The following is a 25,833-nucleotide window of genomic DNA, read 5'->3' as shown; positions in this document are numbered from 1 at the left end:
CGCGCGCGCGCCGGGGCGCGGCGGTCAGCCCAGGAGCGGGTTGATGATCTTCTCGAATTCGGCAATCGGCATGTTCCCGCTATATTTCTTGCCGTTCACGAAGAAGGTGGGCGTCGAGTTGATGCCGAGGCGCTCGCCGCGGTTCTTCACGTCGTTGACGGCGTCATAAATCTTCTGGTCCTTCAAGCAGGACTCGAACTTTTCCTGTGAGAAACCGGCCTGGCGGGTCATCTGCTGGAGGGCATCGAGGGGCTTCTCGCTGAAGGCCCAGGTGCGCTGCTGCTCGAAGAAGAGATCCACCATGGCCCATGTCTTCGCGGGCTCGCAGCGCGCCAGCATGAAGGCGGCGAGCGCGAGGGGGTCGAGGGGGAACTCGCGCAGGATGAAGCGGACCTTGCCCGTGTCGACGAAGCGCTTCTTGAGCTCCGGCCAGGTCTCCTTGTGGAAGGCCGCGCAATGCGAGCAGGTCAGCGAGGCATACTCGATGATCGTGACCTTGGCGGTCTCCGGGCCCAGCGCCATGTCGCCCAGCGGGCCGACCGTGGCGAGGTCGCCTGCGGGGGCGGGGCCTTGCGCCCAGGCCGGCAGGTTCGCGAGCAGGGCCGTCGCACCCACGCTCACCATCAGGCCAAGCGTCTCACGCCGCGTCATCATCGTCGATCGCTCCAAAAACCGTCGTCTCTCTTCAAAGGGGTAGAACTGGGCCGACTTTGTGGCAAGCGCCCCGGTAAGCGGCGCCGATCACGTCATCGTGCTGCCCTAGCGCTTCCCGCTCGTGCCCGCCACCGCGCGCCCCAGGCGGTCGAGGGAGGCACGCAGGGCGTCGTCGCCCACGCCCGCGGTCGCGGCGCGGATCTCCTGGAGCGTGGCGTCGTCGAGGGGCTTCGGCTTCGCGCGCTTGGGGGCGGCCCGCCGCACGGGGCCCTGCTTGAGCACCACCCTGCCGATGCAGCGCCAGCCGTAATGGGCGTTGATGCGTTCGATCACGAGGGGCGCGAGATGCTGCATCTCCAGGGCGAAGGCGCCCTCCACGCGAACCACGAGGGAGGCGGGCGCCCGCGCCTCCCCCTCGACGCCGCGGGCCTTGCGCGGCCATTCCACCTTGAGGGGCTGGGTAAATGCGGCGAGGCGCTCGCCCACGATCTCGGGCCAGGACGCGATCACGTCGGAGGCGGCGAATCCCTGCGCGGCGAGCGCCGGCCCGAGGCACGCGTCGATGAGGTCGGCCAGGGGGCGGGGAGGGTAGTGCTTCGGGGCGGCCATCCGGCTTGGGTCCGTGACGCATTGGATCGCGGCGGGCGATCGGGTAAGGGGCCATCATGGTAAACCCCTCCGGCGCGGGGTTGAAGCCCGATCCCGCCGATCTTCTCTGCTGGTACGACCGTCATCGACGCAGGCTCCCCTGGCGCGCGCTGCCCGGAGAGACGCCCGATCCCTACCGGGTCTGGCTCTCCGAGATCATGCTCCAGCAGACCACGGTCGCGGCGGTGGCGCCCTATTTCGCCCGCTTCCTGGAGCGCTTCCCCGGGGTGGAGGCGCTCGCCGAGGCGCCGAGCGAGGCCGTCATGGGGGCCTGGGCGGGGCTCGGCTATTATTCGCGCGCCCGCAACCTGCATGCCTGCGCCAAGGCGGTCGTCGAGCGCCATGGCGGGCGCTTCCCCGCCTCCGAGGAGGCCCTGCGCGCCCTGCCGGGGATCGGCGACTACACGGCCGCCGCCGTGGCGGCGATCGCGTTCCAGATCCCCGCGGCGCCGGTCGACGGGAACATCGAGCGGGTGATGTCGCGGGTGTTCACCGTCGAGGAGGCGCTGCCGAAGGCCAAGCCGGTCATCAAGGGCCATGTCGCGGGCCTCGTGCCCCCCGACCGGCCAGGCGACTTCGCGCAGGCCCTCATGGATCTCGGCGCCACGATCTGCACCCCTAAGCGCCCGGCCTGCGCGCTCTGCCCCTGGATGACGCCCTGCCGGGCGCGGGCGGAGGGCCTGCAGGAGACCTTCCCCCGCAAGGCGCCGAAGCGCGAGGGGGAGCTGCGCCGGGGGGCGGCCTTCGTGGCCCTGCGCAACGACGGCGCCGTCCTCCTGCGCACCCGCGAGCCCAAGGGGCTCCTCGGTGGCATGGCGGAGGTGCCGACCAGCGCCTGGGAGGCCGATTACGACGTCGGTAAGGCGGTGCTCGACGCGCCCCTCGACGCGCGCTGGCAGCGCTTGCCGGGGCACGTGCGCCACGTCTTCACGCACTTTCCCCTGGAGCTCACGGTCTATTTCGCCCGCGTGCCCGCCGCCACGCCCCCGCCCGAGGGGATGCGCTGGACGCCCCGCGCTGGTCTCGCCGACGAGCCCCTGCCCAACGCCATGCGCAAGGTCCTGAGCCACGCCCTCGACGTGCCCGCGGCCGCACCCGCCCGCAAGGGCCGCAAGGCCGCCCCGCCGGACGAGGCCGAGCCCGCTTGACACCCCGGCCCGCCCGGGCGTCGACTGGCGGGCGACAAGGATGAGGACTCCCATGACCGTCGAGATGGTGCTCAGCGTGATCGCGACCGACCGGCCCGGCCTGGTGCGGACGCTGGCCGAGGCGGTGGCCGCGCATGACGGCAACTGGATCGACAGCTCCATGGCGCGGCTCGGCGGCGAGTTCGCAGGGATCGTGCGGGTGGCCCTGCCCGACGGCGCCGTGGCGCCGCTCGAGGGCGCCCTGGCGGGCTTGGCCCAGCAGGGCATCACCGTCGTGGCCCGCCGCTCGCAAGGAGCGCCACCGCCCACCCGGGCCGCCACCCTGGAGCTCACCTGCGCCGACACGCCGGGCATCGTGCGCGAGATCGCGGCGGCGCTCGCCGAGAAGGGCGTGAGCATCGACGAGCTGGAGACCTCCCTCTTCGAGGGCTCCATGTCGGGCCAGCCGCTGTTCTCGGCCCGCGCGCGCCTCGCCCTGCCCGAAGGCCTCGACGCAGACGTGCTGCGGGAGACCTTCGAGGCGATCGGCCAGGACATCATGGCCGAGATCGTGCTGCGCGACATCGAATGAGGCGCCGGGCGCCGGCGCCCCTCAACCCCTGCCGCGCAAGAACAATCTCGGACATCCGAGCAATTCGACGGGTATTCGCCTCAAATCGGAGCATCGGCGCCAAGACCTCGTTCAGCCAAGGAGCGTCATCAAGGAGGCGTCACGCAACGATTCGCCGCCGCGAGCCGTTACCCGGCGCTGCCAAGATGGGGATCCTGATGCCGCACGACGTACCCTGTCCTCCGTTGCTCGCCGAAATGGTCGCGGGCGTCGTGCCGCCGCGGCGGGGCGCCGTAGCCTTGAAACTCGCGTCGCGGTTCGACGCGCCCTTGAGCACCCGGGAGGCGGAGCTCTACGACACGGCCATGTGCGAGCTGGTGGGCAAGGTCGACCCGGTGGTGCGCGGCCAGCTCTCCGAGCGCCTGGCGCGTGTGCCGTCGGGGCCCGTGCGCAGCGTGCTGCTGCTCGCCCACGATCCCGATTCCCATGTGGCGGCCCCCGTGCTGCGGCACTCGCCGCTTCTCCCCGAGCCTGTCCTCGTCGCCATCGCCTGGACCCGCGGGCAGGGGCACCTCGCCGCGATCGCCGGGCGGCGGCACATCACGCCGCGGGTGAGCGACATGGTCCTGGCGCGGGGCGCGGCGCCCGTGCTGCGCACCCTCGCCGCGAACGATACGGCGCGGCTCTCGGAGGACGGCATGGCGCGCCTGGCGCGCCTCGCGCGCGGCGACGGGCGGATCAAGGATGCGCTCGCCAGGCGGCCCGACGTGCCGGGCGAGGTGCGGCGCGGGCTCGGCATCGAGGCCGTCGAGAGCGCCGATCCCGAGGGCCCGCTGGCGCCCGCCGCGATCGAGGCCGCCTCCGACTGGCTCACGGCCCTGCGGGCGGCGCGCGAGCCGCGCGAGAGCGATCTCGCGCGCTGCCTCAGGGAGGACGAGACCGCGCGGATCGTGGCGCTCGTGGCCTATCTCGGCCGCGACGAGCTCGGCCAGACGGCGGCGGCGTTCCGGGCCGGCGCCCTCGACGCCATGGTCCTGTGCCTGCGCATGGCGGACATCCGCTGGCCGCTCGCCGAGCGCGTCCTGCGCCGCTGCCTCGATCCGGGGGCGCCCGTCGCGGCGCAGCAGGCGGCCTACCAGGGCGTGTCGCCGCGCGCCGCCGAGCGGGCCTTGCGGGCGCTGCGCATGCGCTCGTCGCTGCGGGTGGTGAAGGGCTGGCCGGGCTGAACCGGCCCGGTCAGCTCGCGAGGCGGGTCGGGGCCGCGCTCGCAGCCGCGGCGCGGGCACCGCCGATCCGGCCCAGCACCGCCTCGAGATCGGCGAAGCGGAACGGCTTGTCGAGGCGCGCGGCGACGAGGTCGTCCGTCGCTTCGGGCAGGTCGGCGTAGCCCGTCGCCAGCACCACCGGCAGGCCCGGCCAGTCGCGGGCGATGGCGGCGGCGAGCTGGAGGCCGCGCAGGCCCGGCATCACCTCGTCTGTGATCACGATGTCGAAACCCTGCCCGCCATGGAGAAGCGCCAGAGCCTCGATCGCCGAATCGGCGGTGACCGCCCGGTGCCCCATGTCCTCCAGCATCGACTTGGTGCCCGACAGGACGAGGGGATCGTCGTCCACCACGAGGATCGACAGAGCCGGGCCGGCGCCGCCAGGGGCGGGCTCCGGCGCGGGGGAGACCACGCGGGGCTTGGCCTGCGCCGCGCGGGGCAGGAGGATCTCGGCCGTGGTGCCGCGGCCCGGCGCGCTGAGCAGGGTGAACGCCCCGCCCGACTGTGCCGCAAGGCCGTGCACCATGGACAGGCCGAGCCCCGTGCCCTTGCCCACCTCCTTGGTGGTGAAGAACGGCTCCGTCGCGCTGCGCAGAGTGGCCTCGTCCATCCCCGTGCCGGTATCCGTCACCCGCACCCGCATGTAGATCCCGGGGGGAAGCGCCTCGCCGTCACCTACCATCTCCTCGTCGACCTGGATCGTGAGGCGCCCGCCCTTGGGCATGGCGTCGCGGGCGTTGACCGCGAGGTTGAGGATGGCGAGCTCCAGCTGGTGGGCATCGACGAGGGCGGGATAGAGCCCGGCGGCAAAGCGCGTCTCGATGCGGATGTCGGGCCCGAGCGAGCGCTTGAGGAGATCCGCCATCCCCTCCACGAGGCCCGGGAGATCGACGGCCTCGGGCCGCAGGTCCTGACGCCGGGCGAAGGCGAGAAGGCGCTGGGTGAGGGCGGCGCCGCGCTCGGCGCCCTGAACGGCGTTGTCCACGAGCGCCGAAGCCCGGTCGTCGCCCTCGGGCAGGCGCCGGCGCAGAACCTCGAGGTTCGCGAGAACAACCGCGAGCAGGTTGTTGAAATCATGGGCGATCCCGCCCGTGAGCCTCCCGATGCTCTCCATCTTCTGGAGCTGGACGAGCTTCTCGGTCCCCTCCGCGACGCGCCGCTCCAGGTTGGCGTTGAGGCGGGCGAGGGCCTCCTCGGCCTCCTTGCGCGCCGTGATGTCGTAATTGCAGCCGATGATCCGGACGGCCTTGCCGGGAGCGTCGGAGATCGCCTCGCCCCGTCCCGCGATCCAGCGCACGCCGCCGCCGGGGTCGTGCAGGCGGAACTCGGCCTCGAAGGAGGCGCCCTCCAGCGCCGCGGCGACGCGCTCGCGCACCATCGCCCGGTCGTCCGGATGGATGCGGGCCACGAAATCCTCGAAGGAGGGATCCGGCGCACCGGGCGGAAGGCCGATGACGTCGAGGGGCCCGGACCAGGCGACCTCGCCCGAGGCCATGGTCCATTCCCAGGTGAGGATGCCGCCGGCGGTCTGGGCGAGGCGCAGGCGGGCCTCGCTCTCGCGCAGGGCGTCCTCCATGCGCTTGCGGTCCGTGAAGTCGAAGTGCAGGCCGCCGAGGGAGACCGGGCGGCCCGCCGCGTCGCGGCGGATGCGGACCCGGTCGTGGATCCAGCGCTCGCCCTTGTCCGGGTGGACGATGCGGTAGTCCTGGGTCCAGCCTGCCGCCGTTCCGGCGAGCCCGTCGCGGATGTTGGCGTCGATGCGGGCGCGGTCGTCGGGGTGGATGCGCGAGCGCCAGAGCTCCTCGCTCGCGGTCTCGTCGGGCGAGAAGCCGTAGAGGCCGCGCCAGCCCTCGTCCCAGTACATGGAGGGCGGGTCGAGAGCGAGCTGCCAATAGCCGGCCTTGGCCCCCGACAGCGCCAGGCGGAGCCGCTCCTCGCTGTCGCGCACCGTTCCGGCGGCGCAGCGCTGCTCGGTCACGTCCCGGAAGAACACGGTGAGGCCCTCGTCCGAGGGATAGGCGTGGGCCTCGAACCAGAGGGCGAGAGGACGATAGAACTGGTCGGCGCGGGTCGGCCGGCCGGTGATCGCGGCGTCGTGGAAGGCCCGCCACAGATCGGCGGCGCTGTCCTCAGGAAAGACCTCCCGGACGCGGCGGCCGACGAGGTCGCGGCCGGGCGCTAGGTGGGCGCGGGCCCGCTCGTTAAGATAGGTGAAGCGTCCCTCGCGATCGAGGACGAACACGCTGTCGCCGGTGCTCTCCAGCACCCGGCGCAGGCGCGCCTCCCGGGCCTTGAGCTCGACGGAGGCCGCGGCGAGCGCCCGCCCGATGTCGTCGACCTCCGCGAGGTCCGTCGCGACGGGGGCCACCGCCTCCCCGAGCCTGATGGCGGCGGCGGCGTCGCGAAGGGCCCCCACGGCGCCCGCGATCCGTCGGCTGACCAGGAGCGAGAGCGCGATGGCGAGGCCGCCGAGCCCGAGGCCAAGGCCCACGATCTGGAGGAGCGAGCGCCGCAAGGGGGCCTGCACCATGTCGCCGGGCACGCTCACGGCCGTGTACCAGCCCGTCAGCGGCGAGCGGGCATAGGCCGCGAGCGCGCTGGAGCCGTCCGGGTTCGTGCCCATATAGGTTCCGGAATGGCCGACCGCTCGGGCCTGGAGCCCCGCGGGCGCCGGACGCCCGGCATGGGCCTCGTGGTCGCGGGTGCGGGCGAGAAGGACGCCCTGGCGGTCGATGAGCCCGCCGATCCAGCCCTCCGGCAGGGTCTCGCGGGCAAGCGCCCCCGCCATGCGGTCGAGGTGGAAGCTCGCCCCCAGCAGGTAGGCGATCCCGCCCTCGCGGACGACCGGGTTGATCACCTGGATCGTGGGCATATGGCTGACCTGGCCCGAGAAGGCGTCGCTCACGGACGTCTTGCCCGTGCGCAGGACCTCGCGGTCGGCGTCGCGCAGGAGGTGGGACGCCTCGATGGTCCCGCCATAGGGCACGCGGGTGGTCAGGACGATCACCCCTTGCGTGTTGCGCAGGCTGATATGGATGCCGGTCCGGTCGAAGAGCTGGCGGGCCTGCCGGTAGAAGGTGGGCAGGTCGCCCGCGGCAAGGCTCGGCGAGGTCGCGAGCGCCTCCAGCATGCCCTCGATGCCCACGATCTCGCGGTCGACCGCGACCTGGAGGCTGCGCGCGGCGCTCCGCGCCTCCTCCTCGACCCGGGCGCGCTCGGCGGCCGCGTAGTGCCACAGGAGAACGCCGACGAAGACGAGCGTCGGGATGACGAGGGCGAGCCCGACGGCGGTGAGCTGCCCCCAGAGCGAGCGGCTCTCGCGGGGCGGCGTGGAGGCGCGCGCCGTCATGACGGCGTGCCCACCCGGCCCGCGTGCGCTGAAGCACCGTCGCGGCGGGTGGCCGCGCGGGCGAGAAGACGTATCGGCATGGTGCCCCCGACGGCGCGTCCACGTCCCGCGCTGCCGAAATTGTGACGCGCGGCCTGTTGTGTCGCCGATTCGAGACGTTATTCGCCGGCCTCCTCCGACGCAAAATCGGACGCGTCCGTAAGGCTCCGCATTCCGTAGCGTCCGCAAGGCTTTCCGAGGGGTGCCTGCTTCATTCCGCCGCAGCGTCGGCGGGGGCGTCGAGGGCGCCGCGGACCGCGCGGGCCAAGCCCTCCGACGAGATCGGCTTGCGCAGGAGGCCGACCCGGGCGGGCACCGATTCCTCGCGGGCATGGCCGGTGATCAGGATGACGGGCAGATCGGGCCGCAGCCGCGCCGCCTGCTCGGCGAGGGCCCGGCCGCTGGTGCCAGGAAGGCCGATGTCGGTGAGGAGCAGGGCGATCCGTCCGTGCCGCTCCAGCAGCGCGAAGCCGCTCGCCGCGTCGCCGGCCTCCAGCACCTCGTAGCCGAAGTCGCGCAGCGTCTCGACGGCGAAGCGGCGCACGTCCTCCTGATCCTCCACGAGAAGGATCGTCTCGCGGCCGCCCCCCACCGACGGGTGCTCGGCGGGCTCGTCGGCGCCGCGGTGCTCCGCGTCGGCGCGGGGGAGGAGCAGGCGGATCGCCGTCCCCTGGCCGGGCCGGCTGTCCACGATCACGGTTCCGCCGGACTGGCGGGCCAGCCCATAGACCTGCGAGAGCCCCAGGCCCGTGCCCTGGCCGATGGGCTTCGTGGTGAAGAACGGCTCGAAGATGCGCTCCACCACCTCGGGCGGCATGCCGGTGCCCGTATCGGTCACCTCGATCACCACGTAGGGGCCGGGCTCCAGGTCGGGCACGCCGCCGGTCTCGGCGTTCCGGGCCGTGACGGCGAGGCGGCCGCCCTCGGGCATGGCGTCGCGGGCGTTCACGGCGAGGTTCACGAGGGCCGTCTCGAGCTGGTTGGGATCCGTCGCGACGGGCCACAGGCCGGGCGGGATCGCGACCGTGAGGGCGACGTTCTCGCCGAGCGAGCGGTGCAGCAGGTCCTCCATGCCCGACACCAAGGCCGCGAGGTCCACGGCCCTTGGCGCGAGCGGCTGGCGGCGGGAGAAGACGAGCAGGCGCTCCACGAGGGACGCGGCGCGGTTGGCGCCCTGGAGCGCGTTCTCGATGGCGCGCGACACCCGCTCGTCGGGGGTGCGCATGCGGCGGCGGGCCATGTCGAGATTGCCGATGATCACGGTGAGCAGGTTGTTGAAGTCGTGGGCGACGCCGCCCGTGAGCTGGCCCACCGCCTCCATCTTCTGCGCCTGGCGCAGGGCGGCCTCGGCGACCTCGCGCCGCTGCGCCTCCTCCTGCCAGCGCCCGAACGACCGCCGCTCCCGCATCGCCACCCTGAGGGCAACGAGGCTCAGGGCGACGAGACCGATGGAGGAGAGGGCGGCGACGAGGCCGTAGGCGAGCAGGTTCCAGTGCCATTCGCTGAGGACGCCCGTGAGGTTCAGGCCGTAGCTCACGTAGATCGGATAGGGGCCGACCCTCTCATAGGCGTGGATGCGCTCGATCCGGTCGAGCTCGGAGGTCGTGCGGTAGACGCCCTGCGGGGCGCCCGCGATGGAGCGCATGAGCCCGCTTCCGGGGCTGAGCACCTCCGTGCCGGTGGTCACGGGCGGATCCCGGACGAGCACCGTTCCGTCGGCGCGCGCCATGGTGACGGAGTCGCCCGGGCGCGTGGAGGTGCGGTAGAACTCGACGAGGTAGCGCGGGTCCATGGCGACGAAGATCACCCCGCCCTCGGGCCCCTCCTGCGTGTGCCGCGACAGGCGAAACAGCGACTCGCCGCTGATGCGGCCGACGATGGGGCTCGAGACGAAGGACTGCGGCGACTCTGCGGGCGCCTCGCGCACATAGTCGCGGTCCGACAGGTCGAGGACCGGGATCTCCTCCTCGCTCAGCTGCGCGAGGCGCCCGGCGGGATCGATGAGACCCGCGCCCCGCAGATGCGCCGTCTCGGAGGCGACGCGGCGCAGGAAGGTCGTGACCTCCCCCGAAGCGCGGACCTCGTCCCAGGACATGCCGCGGATCCGGGTGTCGACCCGGCGCAGGATCTGCTCGTCGGTCTCGAAGAGCTTCAGGGCGTGCTCGGCGAAGACCCGCGCGACCCGGCGCGCCTCGATCTCCGCCGTGTGCTCCAGGTGGTCCCGGTTCTCCGCCGCCGCGAGGCCGAACACCACGAGCGGCAGCACGATCGAGGCGACGATGAGCGCGTAGAACGGGGCCGCCGGACGGCGCCCTGCCGATCGATCCTCCGGTCGCGGTGTCGGGACGGGCAGTGGCAGGCGACTTCCCCTGGGCTGTTGCAGGCGCCCGGGCGCCTCCTGATCGCTCGCCCGGGTGCGGATTGACGGTGCGGCACGACGCCGCCTCAGGTCGTCAACGCTCCAGGTGCCGAAAAAGCCAACCCGGCCGTCTCAGCCGAGATCGTCCTGCGGCTCGGGCTCGGCGACCGCCTTTGCCTTGAAGGCCGGCATCACGCGCTCGTAGTGCCGGCGGACCATGTCGTGGCACTCGCAGGCGGTGCGTTCCAGGCGCGGGCGGTCGGTGATCGTGATGCGGCCGCGGCGGTACTGGATGATGCCCTTCTCCTGGAGGATCCGCGCCGACGCCGTCACGGTCGTGCGCTGGACACCCAGCATCTCGGAGAGGAATTCCTGGGTGAGCATGAGGTCGCTGCCGCCGACCCGGTCCTGGGTCATGAGGAGCCAGCGGCAATAGCGCTGCTCGATGGAGTGCAGCGCGTTGCAGGCCACCGACTGGAGCACCTGCGCCAGAAGGGCGTCGGCATAGCGGGCGAAGAGGTCGCGCAGGGTCTTGGAGCGGTCCTTCGCCTCGTCGATGCGCGCTGCCTCGATGCGCAGCGCCGTGCCGGGCATCTGAACGACGGCGCGGGCGAAGGCGGGCTTGTTGCCGGCCGACACGATGCCCCCGATGGCGCCCTCGCGGCCGATGGTGGCCGCCTCGACGCAGCGCCCGTCCGCGAGCGGCAGGACGAGGGAGGCCATGGTTCCGGCGGCGGGGAAGTAGGTCGCGACGACGTCGTCGCCCGGCTCGAACAAGACTTCGCCGCGGGTGAGAACCACCGGTTCCAGATGTGGTTCGAGAAGCGACAGGTCCTGCGGCATGAGGGATGCGATCAGGCGATTGGTCACGACCTGCCCCCGAAGCAGCAGCATGCCGTCCGTCGTTCGATCGCCTTTACGCCTCATCGTCGCCCCGCAAGCTCGCCCGGCTCTTTCTATCGCTTTATAGTGGCCGCCTGAGCTATGGCGGCCTTAGCCCAGTCTTGCCATGCTTGTCTGTCTGACATCCGACATCCATTAGGAAAAAGACGCCATCACGCATGCGAGTCCGCCTTGCGAGGGCCTGACGGCCTGGGATCGTTCGCCCATTTCGCTTCAAGGGCGGGAGCGCCGGGGCCGCCGTTCATGGCCGAGGTGGCGCGATCCGGCCTCCTTGGATGCACGCCGTCGAGGAAACCCCTTCGCGAAGACGAGCCGACCCACCATAGAGCAGCGCGCCTCAACCTCGCACGGCCGATTGCTCCGGGTCGGGCTTGCTCGCCCATTGCACCGGCGGCGGCGCCATGCCATCCCGTAGCGTCAACGAACCAGGAGGATGGGCATGCCGAAGACGCGGTGGACCTTGGTGACGGGCGCCTCGAGCGGGATCGGGGCCGAGCTGGCGCGGGTGTTCGCCGCGCGGGGCCATCATCTCGTGCTGACCGCGCGGCGGCGGGACAAGCTGGAGATGCTCGCCCGCGAGCTCGAGCGGGCGCATCGCGGCCGGGTCGAGGTGGTGACGGCGGATCTCGGGGATCCGGCGGGTCCCGACACCCTCATGCGCGAGGTGGAGAGCCGCGGCGTGGAGCTCTCGAACCTCGTCAACAATGCCGGCTTCGGCCTGCGCGGCCCGTTCGCCGAGCAGCCCATGGACGAGCTCATGGGCATGGTGTCCCTCAACATCACGGCGCTCACCCGCCTGTCGCGCATGGCGCTGCCGGCGATGATCGCGCGGGGCGAGGGCGGGATCCTCAACGTGGCCTCCACGGCCGCCTACCAGGCCGGTCCCAACATGGCGCTCTACTACGCCACCAAGGCCTTCGTGCTCTCGCTCTCGGAGGCGCTCCACGAGGAGGCGAAGCCGCACGGCGTGCGGGTGACGGCCCTGTGCCCCGGTCCGACCCACTCGGAATTCGCCTCCCGCGCCCGTATGGAGGATTCCCGCCTGTTCCGCAGCGCCGCCATGTCGGCCCGCGACGTGGCGGAGGCCGGCGTGGACGGGTTCACGGCGGGCCATGCCGTGGTGCTGCCCGGCGCCTCGAACGCCATCGGCGCCAACCTGGCGCGCATCCTGCCGCGGTCGCTCACCCGCAAGCTCGCGGGGCGGCTCCAGGCGTGAGGGCGCTGGCCCGTCAGGTCACGGCCTTCGTCGGCGTCGGGGTCCTCGCGGCGATCGTGCATTACGGGCTTCTCGTCGCCCTCGTCGAGACGGGGGCGGCGGGGCCCGTGCCGGCGACCCTCGCGGGCTATGTGGGCGGCGGCCTGCTCTCCTACGCCCTCAACCGCCGCCACACCTACCGCTCGGACCGGCCCCACACCGAGGCCGCCTGGCGCTTCGCGCTGGTGGCGGGCGTGGGCTTCGTGCTCACGGGCCTCGCCATGCACGCCCTCACGGGGCGCCTCGGCATGCCCTATTTGCCCGCCCAGATCCTCACCACCGGACTCGTGCTCGTCTGGAGCTTCGCGGCCCACAAATGGTGGACGTTCCGGGCCGCCTGAGCCCGGCCCTGCGGCGCTTCATCGCGATCGCCCGCCCGCGTCGCGGGCGGTGGATCCCTGGACGTGTCCCGCGTGTTGGGCTCGAATGCCGGCGCCTGCCGCGAAGCGGGGCCCCGGGGGCGCATCAGGAGACCAGACGCATGAAAGCGATCACGCTCGCCCTCGCCCTCGCCGCCGTCTCGGCTCTCCCCGCCCTCGCCGTCGAGGGCCGCTACAAGGTCGAGGGCCGCATCCCGGGCCAGGAGCGGACCTACGAGGGCGAGGCCGTGGTCAAGCGCACGGGTCAGACCTTCACGATCGCCTGGCGCATCGGCAACGCCACCCATGTCGGCACGGGCGTGCTGGTCGATAACAAGCTCACCGTGGTCTATCAGGCGATCGGCGGGGGAGGGCGACCGGGCCTCGCGGTCTTCGACGTGCGCGACGACCGCGTCGGCGAGGGGGTCTGGACCGAGCTCGGCCTCCAGGAGATCGGCACGGAGAACTGGATGGCGACCGACCGGCCCTGACCCGATCCGGCGGCCTCACCGCCGCCGCGCGGCCTCGCTCTGCTGATGCAGATAGTTGGGGTTGAAGCCGCAGAACTCCATCAGCCGCTCCAGGTCGTCGACGACGACGCGCCGGCCCTGGCTCGTGATGAGCCCTGTCGCCCGCAGATGCTGGATCGTGCGGTTCACGTGCACCGTCGACAGGCCCATCGTGTCGCCGAGCTCGTCCTGCGTGATCGGGAGCTCGAAGCTGTCGTCGTCGGTGAGGCCCACCGCCTTCGAGCGCAGCAGGATCTCGCACAGGAGGTGGGCGAGGCGCTGGTCGGCGGGGCGATGGGCGTGATTGACGAGCCATTCGCGCAGGATCGCCTCGTCCACGAGGGTCGCCCACCACAGCGCCCGGGCGAGCCGCGGATGGTCGTTCATGATCGCGTCGATGCGCTCCCGCGGGATGTAGGCGATCCGGCAGGGCGAGAGCGTGGCGATGGAATGATCCATCTGCGCAAGCAGCGAGACGTGCACGTCGCACAGGTCGCCGGGAATGAGATAGGCCATGATCGGCCGGTTGCCGTTGGCGAGGAGCTTATAGCGCATCGCTCAGCCCTCGATCATCAGGTGCACGTGGCTCGGCTTGTCGCCCTCGACGATGATGTCCTCGCGCGGTCCGAAGGTGCGGATGTCGGTGCTGGCGGCGTCCAGAACCCGCTTGTCCGCCTCCGACAGGGGATGGAAGCATTCGAGCTTGCGGATGAGGGGGCTCGCCACGCAGGGCTCCTTGAGAGAACGGACACGTGCCCCCTCATGGGGACGAAGCCTGCGGATGACCGGCCTCCCGGGCGAGGCGCGGCGCGAGGAACGGCTCAGAACGCCTTGAACGTGATGATCGTTTTCGTGTCGTGGATCTCGGGGATGGTCTGCACCTTCTCGGCCACGAAGCGGCCGATGTCGACCTCCCGGTCGAGATGGAACTTGGCGATGATGTCGTAGTCCCCGGCGATGGAATAGATCTCGGAGGCGATCTCGCGGTCGGCGAGCGCGCTCGCCACGTCGTAGGTCTTGCCGAGCTTGCACTTGATCTCGACGAAGAAGGTCTGCACGGCGGCTCTCCGGGTTGCGCGGGGTTCCTGTATGGCACGGGGCGGGCGCGGCGTGAACGGGTGAGACGCTGGGGTCCGACACGCGGCCGCGAACCCACCCGCACAGGTGAGGGCGAAGCGCTCCCCTGTCATCCCCGGCCGGAGCGCGCTTGTCGCGCGGAGGGGAAGCACGCTTGCGTGCCAAGAAGGGGATCCAGCGCATCTTCATGTCGCGTAGCGACGCATTATGCCCGTCCAGGGCCCTTCGCGGGCCGTAAGGAGCCGCTCTGCGGCAGCATCATTGCGCTGGATCCCCTTCCCCTCCACCCGCTGCGCGAGTTCCGGCCGGGGATGACAGGTCGCGCTTGTTCCAAGCCGCCCCGGCCTCGACAATCCGTCGCGCTTGTCGGCGGAATTGTTTTAAGCCTAAAATATCTCGTGGCACCTTGGGGCGCGGGAGCGGCAGGCGATGAGGATCGCGGTGATCGGTGGCGGGCCGGCGGGGCTCTATTTTGCGATCCTAATGAAGAGGCGCGATCCAGGCGCCGAGATCACGGTCTACGAGCGCAACCGGGCTGGCGACACGTTCGGCTTCGGCGTGGTGTTCTCCGACGCGACGCTCGACAATTTCGAGCGCTACGACGGGCCGAGCTACCAGCGCATCACCCAGGAATTCGCCTACTGGGACGACATCGCGATCCACGTGAAGGGCACGGTGCATCGCGTCGGCGGCAACGGGTTCTGCGGCTGCTCGCGGCGCACCCTGCTGATGATCCTCCAGGAGCGCGCCCGCGAGCTCGGCGTCGCCTTCGTGTTCCAGACCGAGATCGACGATCTGGCGCAATTCGCGGGGGCCGACCTCGTGGTGCTCGCCGACGGCATCAACTCGCGCTTTCGCGAGATGCACAAGGAGCACTTCGCGCCGGAGGTGGACCTGCGGCCCAACAAGTTCACCTGGATGGGCTCCACGAAGCCGCTCGACGCCTTCACCTTTCTCTTCGAGGAGACCGAGTGGGGCCCCTTCATCGCCCACGCCTACCAATACGAGGCGGAGCGCTCGACCTGGGTGTTCGAGACCGATCCGGACACCTTTCAGCGCGCGGGCCTCGACCGGATGTCGGAGGAGGACTCGGCGCGGCTCATGGAGCGCATCTTCGCGGGCTTCCTCGACGGCCACCCGGTTATGACGAACCGGTCGCTGTGGCGCTCCTTCCCGATGATCCGCTCCAAGCGCTGGGTGAAGGACAACATGGTGCTCATGGGCGACGCCAAGGCGACCGCCCACTTCTCCATCGGGTCGGGCACCAAGCTCGCCATGGAGGACGCCATCGCCCTCTACGAGGCGTTCAGGAAGCACCCTGACGTGCCGGGCGCGCTGGGGGCTTACGAGACCGGCCGGCGCGAGGAAGTGGAGAAGATCCAGCACGCGGCCGACGTGTCGCTCGTCTGGTTCGAGCACGTGGACCGGTTCTTAAGCTTCGATCCCGTCCAGTTCGCCTTCGGGGTGATGACGCGGGCCAAGGCGATCACCTACGACAACCTGCGCCTGCGAGCCCCGGGCTTCGTCGCGGAGGTCGACCGCCATTTCGCCGAGCAGACCCGGCGCCAGGGCTTCGCCGTCGACGTCGACAAGCCCGCGCCGCCCATGTTCCAGCCCATGCGCCTGCGCGATCTCGTGGTCGAGAACCGGGTCGTGGTCTCGCCCATGGACACCTACAGCGCGGTGGAGGGCGTGCCGAACGACTACCACCTCGTCCATTACGGCGCGCGTGCCACGGGCGGGGCGGGGCTCGTCTTCACCGAGATGACCTGCCCCTCGCCGGAAGCGCGCATCACCCCCGGCTGCGCCGGCTTGTGGAACGACGCGCAAGAGGCGGCCTGGACCCGGATCGTCGATTTCGTCCACGCGCATTCGGCGGCGAAGTTCTGCCTCCAGCTCGGCCATTCGGGGCGCAAAGGCGCGACGAAGCTCATGTGGGAGGGGATCGACCGGCCCCTGGAGGAGGGCGCCTGGGACATCTGCTCGGCCTCGCCCGTGCCCTACTTCCCCGACAGCCAGGTCCCCCGCGAGATCGATCGGGCCGGCATGGACAAGGTGCTGGCGGACTTCGTGCAAGCGACGCGGCGCGCCGAGGCCTGCGGCTTCGACATGCTGGAGCTGCACTGCGCCCACGGTTACCTGCTCGCGAGCTTCCTCTCGCCCCTCACCAACCGCCGCACGGACGAGTATGGCGGCTCGCCCGAGAACCGGGTCCGCTTCCCCCTCGAGGTCTTCCGCGCCATGCGCGACGCCTGGCCCGCCCACAAGCCGATGTCCGTACGCCTCTCCGCCACCGATTGGGCGGAAGGCGGTCTGACGAGCGCCGAGGCCGTGGAGATCGCGCGGATGTTCTCGGATGCCGGCGTCGACCTTGTCGACGTCTCCACGGGGCAGACCGTGTCGCATGCGCGGCCCCTCTACGGGCGCATGTTCCAGACGCCGTTCTCCGACGAGATCCGCAACGAGGCCCATGTCGCCACCATGTGCGTGGGCAACATCACCACCCCCGACCAGGTCAACACCATCCTCGCGGCGGGCCGCGCCGACCTCGTGGCCCTCGGCCGCCCACACCTCGTCGACCCGTTCTTCACGATGCGGGCCGCGGCCTGGTACGGGGTGCGCACCCACTGCCCGCCGCAATATCTCGCCGGCCAGGACCAGATCCTGCGCAATTCCGTGCGCGACCGGGCGGATCTCGAGGACCTGAAGGTGAAGGCGAAGCCGAAGACGCGGGCGGAGCTGAAGGCGGAAGCCGCGGGCGCCAAGCTGGCGGCGGAGTAGGGGTGGGCCTCCCCTCTCCCGGATGGGAGAGGGGCCGGGGGTGAGGGTGCCACGCCGGGAGGTTCGCAAGAGCTCACCGCCGCGCTACCGTCATCCCCCGGCTTGACCCGGGGACCCAGGTCCCGCGCCTCGACTGGATGTCCGGGTCGAGCCCGGCCATGACAAGCGGAGGTGTCGAAGCACCCCCCCCGCGTGCTCCCTCACCCCCGGCCCCTCTCCCATCCGGGAGAGGGGAGGGCGTCGAGTCCTGCGTCCATGTTCAACAAAAATCCGGATTGTTGAACACGCGGTTGGCCATGACGCCGACCCCTCTGAGCCCTCACACGTGCAGGAACCGATCCTTCACGCTCGGGTCCGCCGCGAGCTCGGCGCTCGTTCCCATCCACGCCACGCGCCCCTTCTCGATCACCACGTGCCGGTCGGCGAGCGGGATGAGCGCGTCGATGGTTTTGTCGATGACGAGGATCGACTGGCCGTCGCCTTTCAGCCGGCGCAGGCAGTCCCAGATCTCGGCGCGGATCAGGGGGGCGAGGCCCTCCGTCGCCTCGTCCAGGATGAGGAGCTTCGGATTGGTCATGAGCGCGCGCCCGACGGCAAGCATCTGCTGCTCGCCCCCCGACAATTGCGAGCCGAGATTCGAGCGCCGCTCCTTGAGCCGGGGGAAGAGCTCGTAGACCCGCGGCAGCGTCCAACGCGGGGCGCCGTGGCGGGCCGCCGCCGTCGCGACGAGGTTCTCCTCGACAGTGAGCGTCGGGAAGACCTGCCGGCCCTCGGGCACGAGGCCGAGGCCCGCTTGCGCGATGCGATAGGCGGGCTGGCCGCGCAGGGGCCGCCCCTCGAAGACCACCTCGCCGCCATGTGGGCGCAGCAGGCCCATGATGGAGCCCACCGTGGTGGTCTTGCCCATGCCGTTGCGGCCGAGCAGCGTCACCACCTCGCCGGCCCGCACCTCGAAGGAGATGTCGAACAGGACCTTGGCGGGGCCGTAGGAGGTTTGCAGGTTGGAGACCGTGAGCATCTAAGCCGCCTCTTCGCCTAGATACGCCGCCCGCACCTCGGGGTTCGCCCGCACCTCGTCGGGGCGGCCCGTAGCGATGACGCGGCCATAGACGAGCACCGACACCCGGTCGGCGAGCGAGAACACCGCGTTCATGTCGTGCTCGATGAGGACGATGGTGTAGCGGCCCTTGAGGCCCCGCAGGGTCTCGACGACGCGCTCCGATTCCTCGTGCCCCGTGCCGGCGAGCGGCTCGTCGAGGAGGAGGAGCATCGGGCGGGTGGCAAGCGCGATCGCGAGCTCCAGCCCGCGCTTCTCGCCGTGCGAGAGCTGGCCCGAGGGGATTATGGCCCGGTGGCCCAGCCCGACCTGGGCCAGATAGCTCATCGCCTCCTCGTTGAGGCCCCGCTCCCGCGAGGCGTCGCCGAAGAGGCGGAAGCTCGAGCCGGACCGGGCCTGGACGGCGAGGGCCACGTTCTCCAGCGCAGAGAAGCCCGGCAGGATGGAGGTGATCTGGAAGGAGCGGGCGAGGCCCCTGTGCACGCGTTGCGCCATGGTGAGGCGGGTGACGTCGGCGCTGTCGAACAGGATGCGCCCCGAATCGCTCGCCGCGAGGCCGGAGACCTGGTGGATCAGGGTGGTCTTGCCGGCGCCGTTCGGGCCGATGATCGCGTGCAGCTCGCCCGGCCGGACGTCGAGGGTCACGTCGTCGGTGACCTTGAGCGCGCCATAGGCCTTGCGCAGCCCCTCCAGGCGCAGGATCGCGTCAGCCATGACGTCCTCCCATCATCCCGAGGATGCCGCCCCGCGCATAGAGCACCACGAGGACGAGGAGCGGGCCGAAGATCATCTTCCAGTGCTCGGTATAGCCCGACAGCACCTCCTCTAGGAGGAGGAAGGCGGCGGCGCCGATGATCGCCCCGTGGAGGGAGGCGAGCCCGCCGAGCACCACCACCACGATGAGCTCGCCCGAGCGCTGCCAGGTCATGTAGGCGGGGCTGACGAACTCGGTCTGGTTGGCGAGGAGGAAGCCCGCGAGGCCGCACAGCGTGCCGGCCAGGACGTAGGCCCCGAGCTGGAAGCGGTAGGGCGCGAAGCCGATCGCCTGCATGCGCACCGCGTTCTCCTTGGCGCCCCGCAGCACCCGCCCGAAGCGCGAGGCCACGACCGAGCGGCAGAGCAGGTAGCAGCCCAGCAGGCAGCCCAGCACCGCGTAGTAGAAGGCGTGGTCGCCCTTGAGCAGGTTCGCGCCGAACAGGAGGCTGCGGGAGGGCAGCGTCAGGCCGTCGTCGCCGCCATAGGCCGAGAGCGAGGTGGCGAGGAAGTACAGCATCTGCCCGAAGGCGAGCGTGATCATGATGAAGTAGACGCCCTTCGTGCGCATCGAGATCGCGCCCGTGACGAGGGCGAACAGCGCCGAGGCCCCGAGCGCCGCAAGGAGCTGCACGAGGGCGCTCTCGATGCCGTGGCTCGCCAGGATGCCCACCGCGTAGGCGCCGATGCCGAGGAAGGCCGCGTGGCCGAAGGAGACCAGCGCCCCGTAGCCGAGGATCAGGTCGAGGGACATCGCCGCGATGGCGAAGATCATCACCCGGGTGAGCAGCGACAGGATGTAGCCCTCGGCCCCCTGCGCCGCCGCGATGGGCGCGAGCGCGAAAGCCGCGAAGACGAGGACCGGCACGCCGTAGCGGCGGAGCGCGGGCGCGCGGGGCACGTCCAGGGCGGCGGGGGAGGGAGTGGCGATCTCGTTCACGTACGTCACCGCCTCACCGGGAAGAGCCCTGAGGGCCGGAAGAACAGGATCGCGGCCATGAGGATGTAGATCAGCATCGGGGCGAGCGCCCGGCCGGTCTGGCTTGCGGCGCCCGAATCCAGGAACAGGCGCAGGATGTTGGAGGCGAAGGAGCGTCCGAGCGTGTCGACGAGCCCCACGGCGAGCGCCGCGATGAAGGCGCCGCGCACCGAGCCGATGCCGCCGATGACGATCACCACGAAGGCGAGGATGAGCAGGTTGTCGCCCATGCCGGGCTCGACGGAGAGGATGGGCGCCACCATGGCGCCGGCAAAGCCCGCCAGCATCGCCCCGAACCCGAACACGAGCATGAAGAGGCGGCGGATGTCGACGCCGAGCGCCGAGACCATGGGGGCGTTGGTGGCGCCTGCCCGCACCAGCATCCCGGCCCGGGTGTGGTTCACGAGCCCGTAGAGGAGCGCCGCAACCCCGAGGCCCGCCGCGATGATGGCGAGGCGGTAGACCGGGTAGAGCAGGCCCGGCGCGATCTCGATGGAGCCTGACAGGATCTCCGGCACGGGCACGAAAAGGGGCGCGGCGCCCCAGACGAACTTCACCGCCTGGTTCAGGAACAGGATGACGCCGAAAGTGGCGAGCACCTGGTCGAGGTGGTCGCGGTCGTAGAGGTGCCGGAAGATCAGGACCTCCAGCACGAGGCCGAAGGCGAGCGCCGTGGGCAAGGCCAGGAGGAGGCCCAGGCCGAAGTTCCCCGTCATCGCGGTGAAGGCCGCCGCCAGATAGGCGCCGACCATGTACTGCACCCCGTGCGCCAGGTTGATGAAGTCCATGACCCCGAACACGAGGGTGAGCCCCGCCGCGATCAGGAACAGGATGATCCCGAACTGCAGGCCGTTGAGGGTCTGGATGATGAGGAGGGTGGTGGACATGGGGGCTCCTGGTCACCTCTCCCCGCCACGCGGGGAGAGGGCCTCAAACCCCCTTGCCGGGGCTTGAGGCGAGCGCGGCAGCGCGGGGGTGAGGGGGCTTGGACGGCGGAGCCCGACCGTCCAAGCCCCCTCACCCCCTCTCCCTGCTCCTTCGAGACGCGCCCTGCGGGCGCTCCTCAGGATGAGGGCGGGGAGAGGGGTCGGGCCTCAGCTCGCCGGCTTGCAGTCCTTGGCGTAGGCGTCGGCGTAGTCGTCGAAGACCTTCTCGACGATCTCGGTCTGGAACTTGCCGTCCGGGCGCTTCGCCGCCTTCACGAGGTAGAAGTCCTGCACGGGAAAGCCGTTGGCGCCGAACTTGAAGTCGCCGCGAAGCGACTGGAAGTCAGCCTTCGCGATCGCCTCGCGCACGGCTTTCTTGTCCGAAAGGTCCTTCACGCTCTTCACGGCGCTGTCGAGGAGCTTTGCCGTGTCGTAGGCGTGCATCGAGTACGAGCCCGGGACCGCGTTGAACTCCTTCTCGTAGGCCGCCACGAACGCCTTGTTCTGCGGCGTGTCGAGGTTCGGGGCCCAGTTGGAGCCGCCGAGCATCCCGATCGCCGCGTCCTGTTGCGCCGGCAGCGTCGACTCGTCCACCGTGAAGGCGGAGAGGAAGGGGATCTTGTCGGCGAGGCCCGCCTGCCGGTACTGGCGCACGAGGTTCACGCCCATGCCGCCGGGCATGAAGGTGAAGACGGCGTCCGGCTGGGCCGCCGCGAGCTTGGCGAGCTCGGACTGGAAGTCGAGATTGTTGAGGGGAACGTAGGATTCCTCGACGATCTCGCCCTTGAAATGGCGCTTGAAGCCCGCCATCGCGTCCCGGCCCGCCTGGTAGTTCGGCGTCAGGAGGTAGACGCGCTTGTAGCCGCGGTTCTGCGCGACCTTGCCGGCGACCTCGTGGTTCTGGTCGTTCTGGTAGGAGACGGCGAAGAAGTTCGGGTTGCAGCCCTTGCCCGCGAAGACGGAGGGACCGGCATTGGGGCTGAGCAGGAACACGCCCGCATCCGTCACGGGCTTGTGGATGGCGCCCGCGACGTTCGAGAAGATGGGGCCCACCACGAAGTCGACCTTGTCGCGCTCGACGAGCCCCTTGACCTTCGTGACCGCCACGTCCGGCTTGAGCTCGTCGTCGACGACGATCACCTCGACCTCGCGGCCGCCGAGCTTGCCGCCCATCTCCTTGACCGCGAGATTGAACCCGTCGCGGGCCTGCTGGCCGAGCACCGCCGAGGGACCGGACAGGGTCAGCATCAGGCCGACGCGCACTTTCTCGCCCTGCGCCAGCGCCGTCGAGGCCATGAGCCCCAGCGCCGCAGCGACGCCGGCGGCCTTCACGAACGTCTTCATGTCATCGTCTCCCGCGTTGGTACTCGACCGTTCCCGGCGCGGTGGGCCGCGCTCGTTGGTTGTCGGCGCCGGATTTCGGGCGTTTTCGCCCCCTTTTCCGGTCGCGTCCCAGTGTGGAGCCCAAATCCGCCGCCCGACAAGCCTGCCGCGCGAAAAATCTGGGATCCGTCCCGAGGGGGACCGGCATCGCGGGTTCGAACTTCCCCGTTGCCAGCGGATATTTGAAGCTTAAAATAATTCCGTGGCGCAGTTCAAGGGCCGATGGGGCGACGATGACGGGCGGGGTCGAGGGGCGGCACGCACTGGTGACGGGGGGAGGGCGCGGCATCGGCCGCGCCGTCGCGGCCGCGCTCACCGGGGCCGGCGCCCGGGTCACCCTGCTCGGGCGCGACCAGGCGGGCCTCGATCGCGCGGTGGCCGAGGGCGTCGGCGCGGGTGCGGTCACGGCGGACGTGACCGACGCCGACGCTGTCCGGGCGGCCCTGGAGCGGGCGCAGGAGCGGCACGGCCCCGTCGACATCCTGATCGCCAACGCCGGCGCCGCCGTCTCGGCACCGCTCGCGCGCTCCGACGAAGCGCTCTTCCGGCGCATGCTCGACGTGAACCTCATGGGCGTCGTGCACCCGGCGCGGCTCGTCGCGGGCGGGATGGCCGAGCGCGGCTATGGCCGGATCATCGCCGTCGCCTCCACGGCGGGCCTCAAAGGGTACCCCTACGTCTCGGCCTATTGCGCGGCCAAGCACGCGGTGATCGGCTTCGTGCGGGCGCTCGCCCTGGAGATCGCCGCCACTGGCGTCACCGTGAATGCCGTGTGCCCCGGCTTCACCGACACCGACCTCGTGGCCCAGAGCCTCGACACCATCACGGCAAAGACCGGCCGGTCCCGGGAGGAGGCCCTGAAGGAGCTGGTGCGGCACAACCCGCAGGGGCGCCTCATCGACCCCGCCGAGGTCGCCGAGGCCGTGCTCTGGCTGTGCGGGGCGGGCGCGCGCTCGGTCACGGGGCAGGCCATCGCGGTGGCGGGAGGGGAGGTCTGATGGACGCCATCCCCCTCGACGCCGAGGCCAAGGCCTTGGAGGCACCGGGCGAGCACGCCGACGAGCTGCGCCTGTGGCTGCGCATGCTCACCTGCACCAACCTCATCGAAGCGGAGATCCGCACGCGCCTTCGCGACACGTTCGGGGTGACGCTGCCCCGCTTCGACCTCATGGCGCAGCTCGACCGGGCGCCCGAGGGCATGACGCTCTCCGACGTCTCGCGGCGGATGATGGTCTCGAACGGCAACGTCACGGGCCTCGTGGAGCGCCTCGTCGAGTCGGGCCATCTGGAGCGACGGACCGCCGCCCACGACCGCCGCGCCCAGGTGATCCGCCTGACGGACCTCGGCCGCGCGGAGTTCCGCGCCATGGCGGCCGCCCACGAGGCCTGGATCGCCGAGATGTTCGAGGGCCTCTCCCGCGACGAGGTGGATGTCCTCATGCGGCTCCTCGCCAAGACCAAGTCCTCCGCCCACGCCGCCCTGCCAGGAGAAAGCCGCCCGTGACCGCCGCCAATCCCGTGACCCTGCCGCTCTCCGGCTACGAGGCCCGCCACTTCCTGCTCGCGGTCGACGGCCCGGTCGCGGCCGTGACCCTGAACCGGCCCGACCGGAAGAACCCGCTCACCTTCGAGAGCTACCGCGAGCTCACCGACCTGTTCTGGGCCTTGCAGCGGGACGACGCGGTGAAGGCCGTGGTGATCACGGGGGCGGGGGGCAACTTTTCGTCGGGCGGCGACGTGTTCGAGATCATCGGGCCCCTCGTCGCCATGGACACCAAGGGGCTTACCGCCTTCACCCGCATGACGGGCGAGCTCGTGAAGGCCATGCGGGCCTGCCCGCAGCCGGTCATCGCCGCGGTCGACGGGATCTGCGCGGGGGCGGGCGCCATCATCGCCATGGCCTCCGACATGCGGCTCGCCACGCCCCGCGCCAAGGTGGGCTTCCTGTTCAACAAGGTGGGGCTCGCAGGCTGCGACATGGGGGCTTGCGCGATCCTGCCCCGCCTCATCGGCCAGGGTCGCGCCTCGGAGCTTCTCTATACCGGCCGCTTCATGACCGCCGAGGAGGGCGCCGCCTGGGGCTTCTTCAACCGCCTCGCCGAGGATGCGCTCGCACAGGCGCACGCGCTCGCCGCCGACATCGCCCGCGGCCCCACCTACGCCAACACCATGACGAAGCGCATGCTCGCCATGGAATGGGCCATGTCGGTGGAGGAGGCCATCGAGGCGGAAGCCGTGGCGCAGGCCCTGTGCATGACGACGGAGGACTTCGCTCGTGCCTATCGCGCCTTCGCCGCGAAGGAGAAGCCCGTGTTCGAGGGGAACTGAGATGGACGCGCGCGAAACCTCCCCTTTCCCGGATGGGAGAGGGGCCGGGGGTGAGAGTGCCACGCTAATCGTGTCGCAAGCCCTCGCCGCCTCTCCACCGTCATCCCTGGGCTTGTCCCGGGGACCCAGGGGCGAGCGTCGACTGGATGGCCGGGGCGAGCCCGGCCATGACACGGGTGTGAGCGGATGTGCGAACCTCCCCAAGGGGCCACCCTCACCCCCTGGCACGTCGTGCATCCCTCTCCCATCCGGGAGAGGGGAGGAGGCGCTTCATGCCTGATGCCACCTTCCTCACCTGGCCCTTCTTCGAGCCGCCTCACGCGCGCTTCGCCGGCGACCTGCGCACGTGGGCGGCCCATGCTGTCCCGCCCCTTGTCGACCATGGCGACGTCGACGCTTCCTGCCGGCGTCTCGTGCGGGCTCTCGGCAGGGCCGGCTGGCTGCGTGCCACCGTGCCGGCGGCCTATGGCGGGCTGACGGATGGCTTCGACGTCCGCACCCTGTGCCTCGCCCGTGAGACCCTGGCCTATCAAGACGGCCTCGCCGACTTCGCCTTCGCCATGCAGGGGCTCGGCACCGGCCCCATCACGCTCGCGGGCTCGGATGCCTTGAGGGCCCGCTACCTGCCGCCCGTGGGCCGGGGCGAGGCCATCGCGGCCTTCGCGCTCTCGGAGCCCGACGCGGGCTCCGACGTCGCCGCCATGTCGACCACCGCGACGCCGGACGGGCCGGGGCATGTCCGGATCGACGGGGCAAAGACCTGGATCTCGAACGGGGGCATCGCCGACCATTACGTGGTCTTCGCCCGCACCGGCGAGGCGCCCGGCGCCCGCGGGCTCTCGGCCTTCGTGGTCGATGCCGACACGCCCGGCCTCCAGATCGCCGAGCGCATGGACGTGATCGCGCCGCACCCGCTCGCGACCCTGCGCTTCGAGGGCTGCCGCGTGCCCGTCGGGAACCGGGTCGGGGGGCCGGGCGAGGGGTTCAAGGTCGCCATGGCGACGCTCGACGTGTTCCGCTCCACGGTGGGCGCCGCGGCGCTCGGCTTCGCGCGTCGCGCCCTCGACGAGGCGGTGGGGCGGGCCGCGACCCGGCAGATGTTCGGCGCCCCCTTGGGCGATCTCCAGCTCACGCAGGCCGCGCTGGCCGAGATGGCCACGGCCGTCGACACCTCCGCGCTTCTCGTCTACCGCGCGGCCTGGACCAAGGACCGGGGCGCCCCGCGCGTCACCCGCGAGGCCGCGATGGCGAAGATGCACGCCACCGAGGCGGCGCAGGGCGTGATCGACCGGGCGGTGCAGATCTTCGGGGGCTTGGGCGTCATGAAGGGCGTGAAGGTCGAGGAGCTCTATCGCGAGATCCGGGCCCTGCGGATCTACGAGGGCGCAACGGAAGTGCAGAAGATCGTGATCGCCCGCGAGCTGATGAAGTACGCCGCCGAGGCGGCGCTGCCGCGCGCGGCGGAATGAGAACGCCTCCTCCGGTCCGCGAGGAGAGGGGAACACACTGGA

24 protein-coding genes are annotated in these 25,833 nt (G+C 71.0%); 11 read left to right on the top strand and 13 right to left on the bottom strand.

All coding sequences use genetic code 11. The features are described 5' to 3' along the window. Positions 1-24 precede the first annotated feature (24 nt). On the bottom strand, positions 25-654 hold the full coding sequence (locus tag F0L46_RS16005) for a DsbA family protein (RefSeq protein WP_149819315.1): 630 nt from the start codon (positions 652-654) through the stop codon (positions 25-27). Positions 655-759: 105 nt separating this feature from the next. Continuing rightward, entirely contained in the window at positions 760-1,263 is a 504-nt protein-coding gene (locus F0L46_RS16000; protein ID WP_149819313.1) for a DUF721 domain-containing protein, read from the bottom strand. Between the two features lie 56 nt (positions 1,264-1,319). Here F0L46_RS16000 and mutY point away from each other — a divergent pair, with 56 nt between their 5' ends. The 3 genes from mutY (at position 1,320) to F0L46_RS15985 (ending at position 4,226) form a co-directional block, all read left to right on the top strand. Beyond that, complete coding sequence (mutY, locus tag F0L46_RS15995) at positions 1,320-2,450, top strand: A/G-specific adenine glycosylase (RefSeq protein WP_149819311.1); 1,131 nt, start codon at positions 1,320-1,322, stop codon at positions 2,448-2,450. 52 nt (positions 2,451-2,502) lie between these two features. Beyond that, on the top strand, positions 2,503-3,021 hold the full coding sequence (locus tag F0L46_RS15990; protein WP_149819309.1) for a glycine cleavage system transcriptional repressor: 519 nt from the start codon (positions 2,503-2,505) through the stop codon (positions 3,019-3,021). A 278-nt stretch (positions 3,022-3,299) separates the two neighbouring features. After that, positions 3,300-4,226: a DUF2336 domain-containing protein gene (locus tag F0L46_RS15985; RefSeq protein WP_188311994.1), complete on the top strand. Its 927-nt coding sequence runs from the start codon at positions 3,300-3,302 to the stop codon at positions 4,224-4,226. Positions 4,227-4,236: 10 nt separating this feature from the next. Here F0L46_RS15985 and F0L46_RS15980 read toward each other — a convergent pair whose 3' ends face one another. The 3 genes from F0L46_RS15980 to F0L46_RS15970 form a co-directional block, all read right to left on the bottom strand. After that, the gene (locus F0L46_RS15980) at positions 4,237-7,614 is read right to left on the bottom strand and encodes a PAS domain-containing protein (protein ID WP_149819306.1); all 3,378 of its coding nucleotides are present in this window, start codon (positions 7,612-7,614) and stop codon (positions 4,237-4,239) included. Between the two features lie 250 nt (positions 7,615-7,864). Beyond that, positions 7,865-9,919 (bottom strand): hybrid sensor histidine kinase/response regulator, encoded by a 2,055-nt coding sequence (locus tag F0L46_RS15975; protein ID WP_149819304.1) that lies wholly within the window; start codon positions 9,917-9,919, stop codon positions 7,865-7,867. Between the two features lie 225 nt (positions 9,920-10,144). Beyond that, positions 10,145-10,906, bottom strand: coding sequence for a Crp/Fnr family transcriptional regulator (locus F0L46_RS15970; protein ID WP_188311993.1), 762 nt, complete (start codon positions 10,904-10,906; stop codon positions 10,145-10,147). Positions 10,907-11,354: 448 nt separating this feature from the next. Here F0L46_RS15970 and F0L46_RS15965 point away from each other — a divergent pair, with 448 nt between their 5' ends. The 3 genes from F0L46_RS15965 to F0L46_RS15955 all read left to right on the top strand — a co-directional run bounded on the left by F0L46_RS15965 (position 11,355) and on the right by F0L46_RS15955 (position 13,020). Continuing rightward, positions 11,355-12,131 (top strand): SDR family NAD(P)-dependent oxidoreductase, encoded by a 777-nt coding sequence (locus F0L46_RS15965; RefSeq protein ID WP_149819300.1) that lies wholly within the window; start codon positions 11,355-11,357, stop codon positions 12,129-12,131. After that, on the top strand, positions 12,128-12,511 hold the full coding sequence (locus F0L46_RS15960; protein ID WP_240540022.1) for a GtrA family protein: 384 nt from the start codon (positions 12,128-12,130) through the stop codon (positions 12,509-12,511). Before F0L46_RS15965 ends, F0L46_RS15960 begins: the two co-directional genes overlap by 4 nt. 140 nt (positions 12,512-12,651) lie before the next feature. Next, positions 12,652-13,020, top strand: a complete 369-nt coding sequence (locus F0L46_RS15955; protein ID WP_149819298.1) for a hypothetical protein — start codon at positions 12,652-12,654, stop codon at positions 13,018-13,020. Positions 13,021-13,035: 15 nt separating this feature from the next. Here the strand turns inward: F0L46_RS15955 and F0L46_RS15950 are convergent, their stop codons facing one another. The 3 genes from F0L46_RS15950 to F0L46_RS15945 all read right to left on the bottom strand — a co-directional run bounded on the left by F0L46_RS15950 (position 13,036) and on the right by F0L46_RS15945 (position 14,096). Next, positions 13,036-13,593 carry a Crp/Fnr family transcriptional regulator gene (locus F0L46_RS15950; protein ID WP_306461776.1) on the bottom strand — a complete coding sequence of 186 codons (558 nt, stop codon included), beginning with the start codon at positions 13,591-13,593 and terminating at the stop codon, positions 13,036-13,038. 3 nt (positions 13,594-13,596) lie between these two features. Next, positions 13,597-13,764 (bottom strand): cyclic nucleotide-binding domain-containing protein, encoded by a 168-nt coding sequence (locus F0L46_RS27155; RefSeq protein ID WP_306461775.1) that lies wholly within the window; start codon positions 13,762-13,764, stop codon positions 13,597-13,599. Positions 13,765-13,859: 95 nt separating this feature from the next. Beyond that, positions 13,860-14,096 (bottom strand): Lrp/AsnC ligand binding domain-containing protein, encoded by a 237-nt coding sequence (locus tag F0L46_RS15945; protein ID WP_149819296.1) that lies wholly within the window; start codon positions 14,094-14,096, stop codon positions 13,860-13,862. A gap of 448 nt (positions 14,097-14,544) precedes the next feature. Between F0L46_RS15945 and F0L46_RS15940 the strand changes: the two genes are divergently transcribed. After that, positions 14,545-16,896 carry a bifunctional salicylyl-CoA 5-hydroxylase/oxidoreductase gene (locus F0L46_RS15940; protein ID WP_149819294.1) on the top strand — a complete coding sequence of 784 codons (2,352 nt, stop codon included), beginning with the start codon at positions 14,545-14,547 and terminating at the stop codon, positions 16,894-16,896. Between the two features lie 319 nt (positions 16,897-17,215). Here F0L46_RS15940 and F0L46_RS15935 read toward each other — a convergent pair whose 3' ends face one another. From F0L46_RS15935 to F0L46_RS15915, 5 genes are all read right to left on the bottom strand, one after another. After that, positions 17,216-17,914 (bottom strand): ABC transporter ATP-binding protein, encoded by a 699-nt coding sequence (locus tag F0L46_RS15935; protein ID WP_149819292.1) that lies wholly within the window; start codon positions 17,912-17,914, stop codon positions 17,216-17,218. Continuing rightward, entirely contained in the window at positions 17,915-18,667 is a 753-nt protein-coding gene (locus F0L46_RS15930) for an ABC transporter ATP-binding protein (RefSeq protein ID WP_149819290.1), read from the bottom strand. Beyond that, positions 18,660-19,613 (bottom strand): branched-chain amino acid ABC transporter permease, encoded by a 954-nt coding sequence (locus tag F0L46_RS15925; RefSeq protein WP_240540030.1) that lies wholly within the window; start codon positions 19,611-19,613, stop codon positions 18,660-18,662. Before F0L46_RS15925 ends, F0L46_RS15930 begins: the two co-directional genes overlap by 8 nt. Positions 19,614-19,651: 38 nt before the next feature. After that, positions 19,652-20,572: a branched-chain amino acid ABC transporter permease gene (locus F0L46_RS15920; RefSeq protein ID WP_149819286.1), complete on the bottom strand. Its 921-nt coding sequence runs from the start codon at positions 20,570-20,572 to the stop codon at positions 19,652-19,654. 207 nt (positions 20,573-20,779) lie between these two features. Continuing rightward, positions 20,780-21,955, bottom strand: a complete 1,176-nt coding sequence (locus F0L46_RS15915) for an ABC transporter substrate-binding protein (protein WP_149819284.1) — start codon at positions 21,953-21,955, stop codon at positions 20,780-20,782. Positions 21,956-22,227: 272 nt separating this feature from the next. Here F0L46_RS15915 and F0L46_RS15910 point away from each other — a divergent pair, with 272 nt between their 5' ends. The 4 genes from F0L46_RS15910 to F0L46_RS15895 all read left to right on the top strand — a co-directional run bounded on the left by F0L46_RS15910 (position 22,228) and on the right by F0L46_RS15895 (position 25,791). Next, the gene (locus F0L46_RS15910; protein WP_149819282.1) at positions 22,228-22,992 is read left to right on the top strand and encodes an SDR family NAD(P)-dependent oxidoreductase; all 765 of its coding nucleotides are present in this window, start codon (positions 22,228-22,230) and stop codon (positions 22,990-22,992) included. A gap of 8 nt (positions 22,993-23,000) precedes the next feature. Then, entirely contained in the window at positions 23,001-23,498 is a 498-nt protein-coding gene (locus F0L46_RS15905; protein WP_188312009.1) for a MarR family winged helix-turn-helix transcriptional regulator, read from the top strand. Then, the gene (locus F0L46_RS15900; protein WP_149819278.1) at positions 23,495-24,322 is read left to right on the top strand and encodes an enoyl-CoA hydratase family protein; all 828 of its coding nucleotides are present in this window, start codon (positions 23,495-23,497) and stop codon (positions 24,320-24,322) included. Before F0L46_RS15905 ends, F0L46_RS15900 begins: the two co-directional genes overlap by 4 nt. Positions 24,323-24,594: 272 nt before the next feature. Further along, positions 24,595-25,791 carry an acyl-CoA dehydrogenase family protein gene (locus tag F0L46_RS15895; RefSeq protein ID WP_149819276.1) on the top strand — a complete coding sequence of 399 codons (1,197 nt, stop codon included), beginning with the start codon at positions 24,595-24,597 and terminating at the stop codon, positions 25,789-25,791. Positions 25,792-25,833 lie beyond the last annotated feature (42 nt).

Origin of the sequence: Salinarimonas soli (assembly GCF_008386575.1) — a bacterium.
Classification (GTDB): Bacteria; Pseudomonadota; Alphaproteobacteria; order Rhizobiales; family Beijerinckiaceae; genus Salinarimonas_A; species Salinarimonas_A soli.
This window is presented reverse-complemented; position numbering and strand designations above follow the sequence as displayed.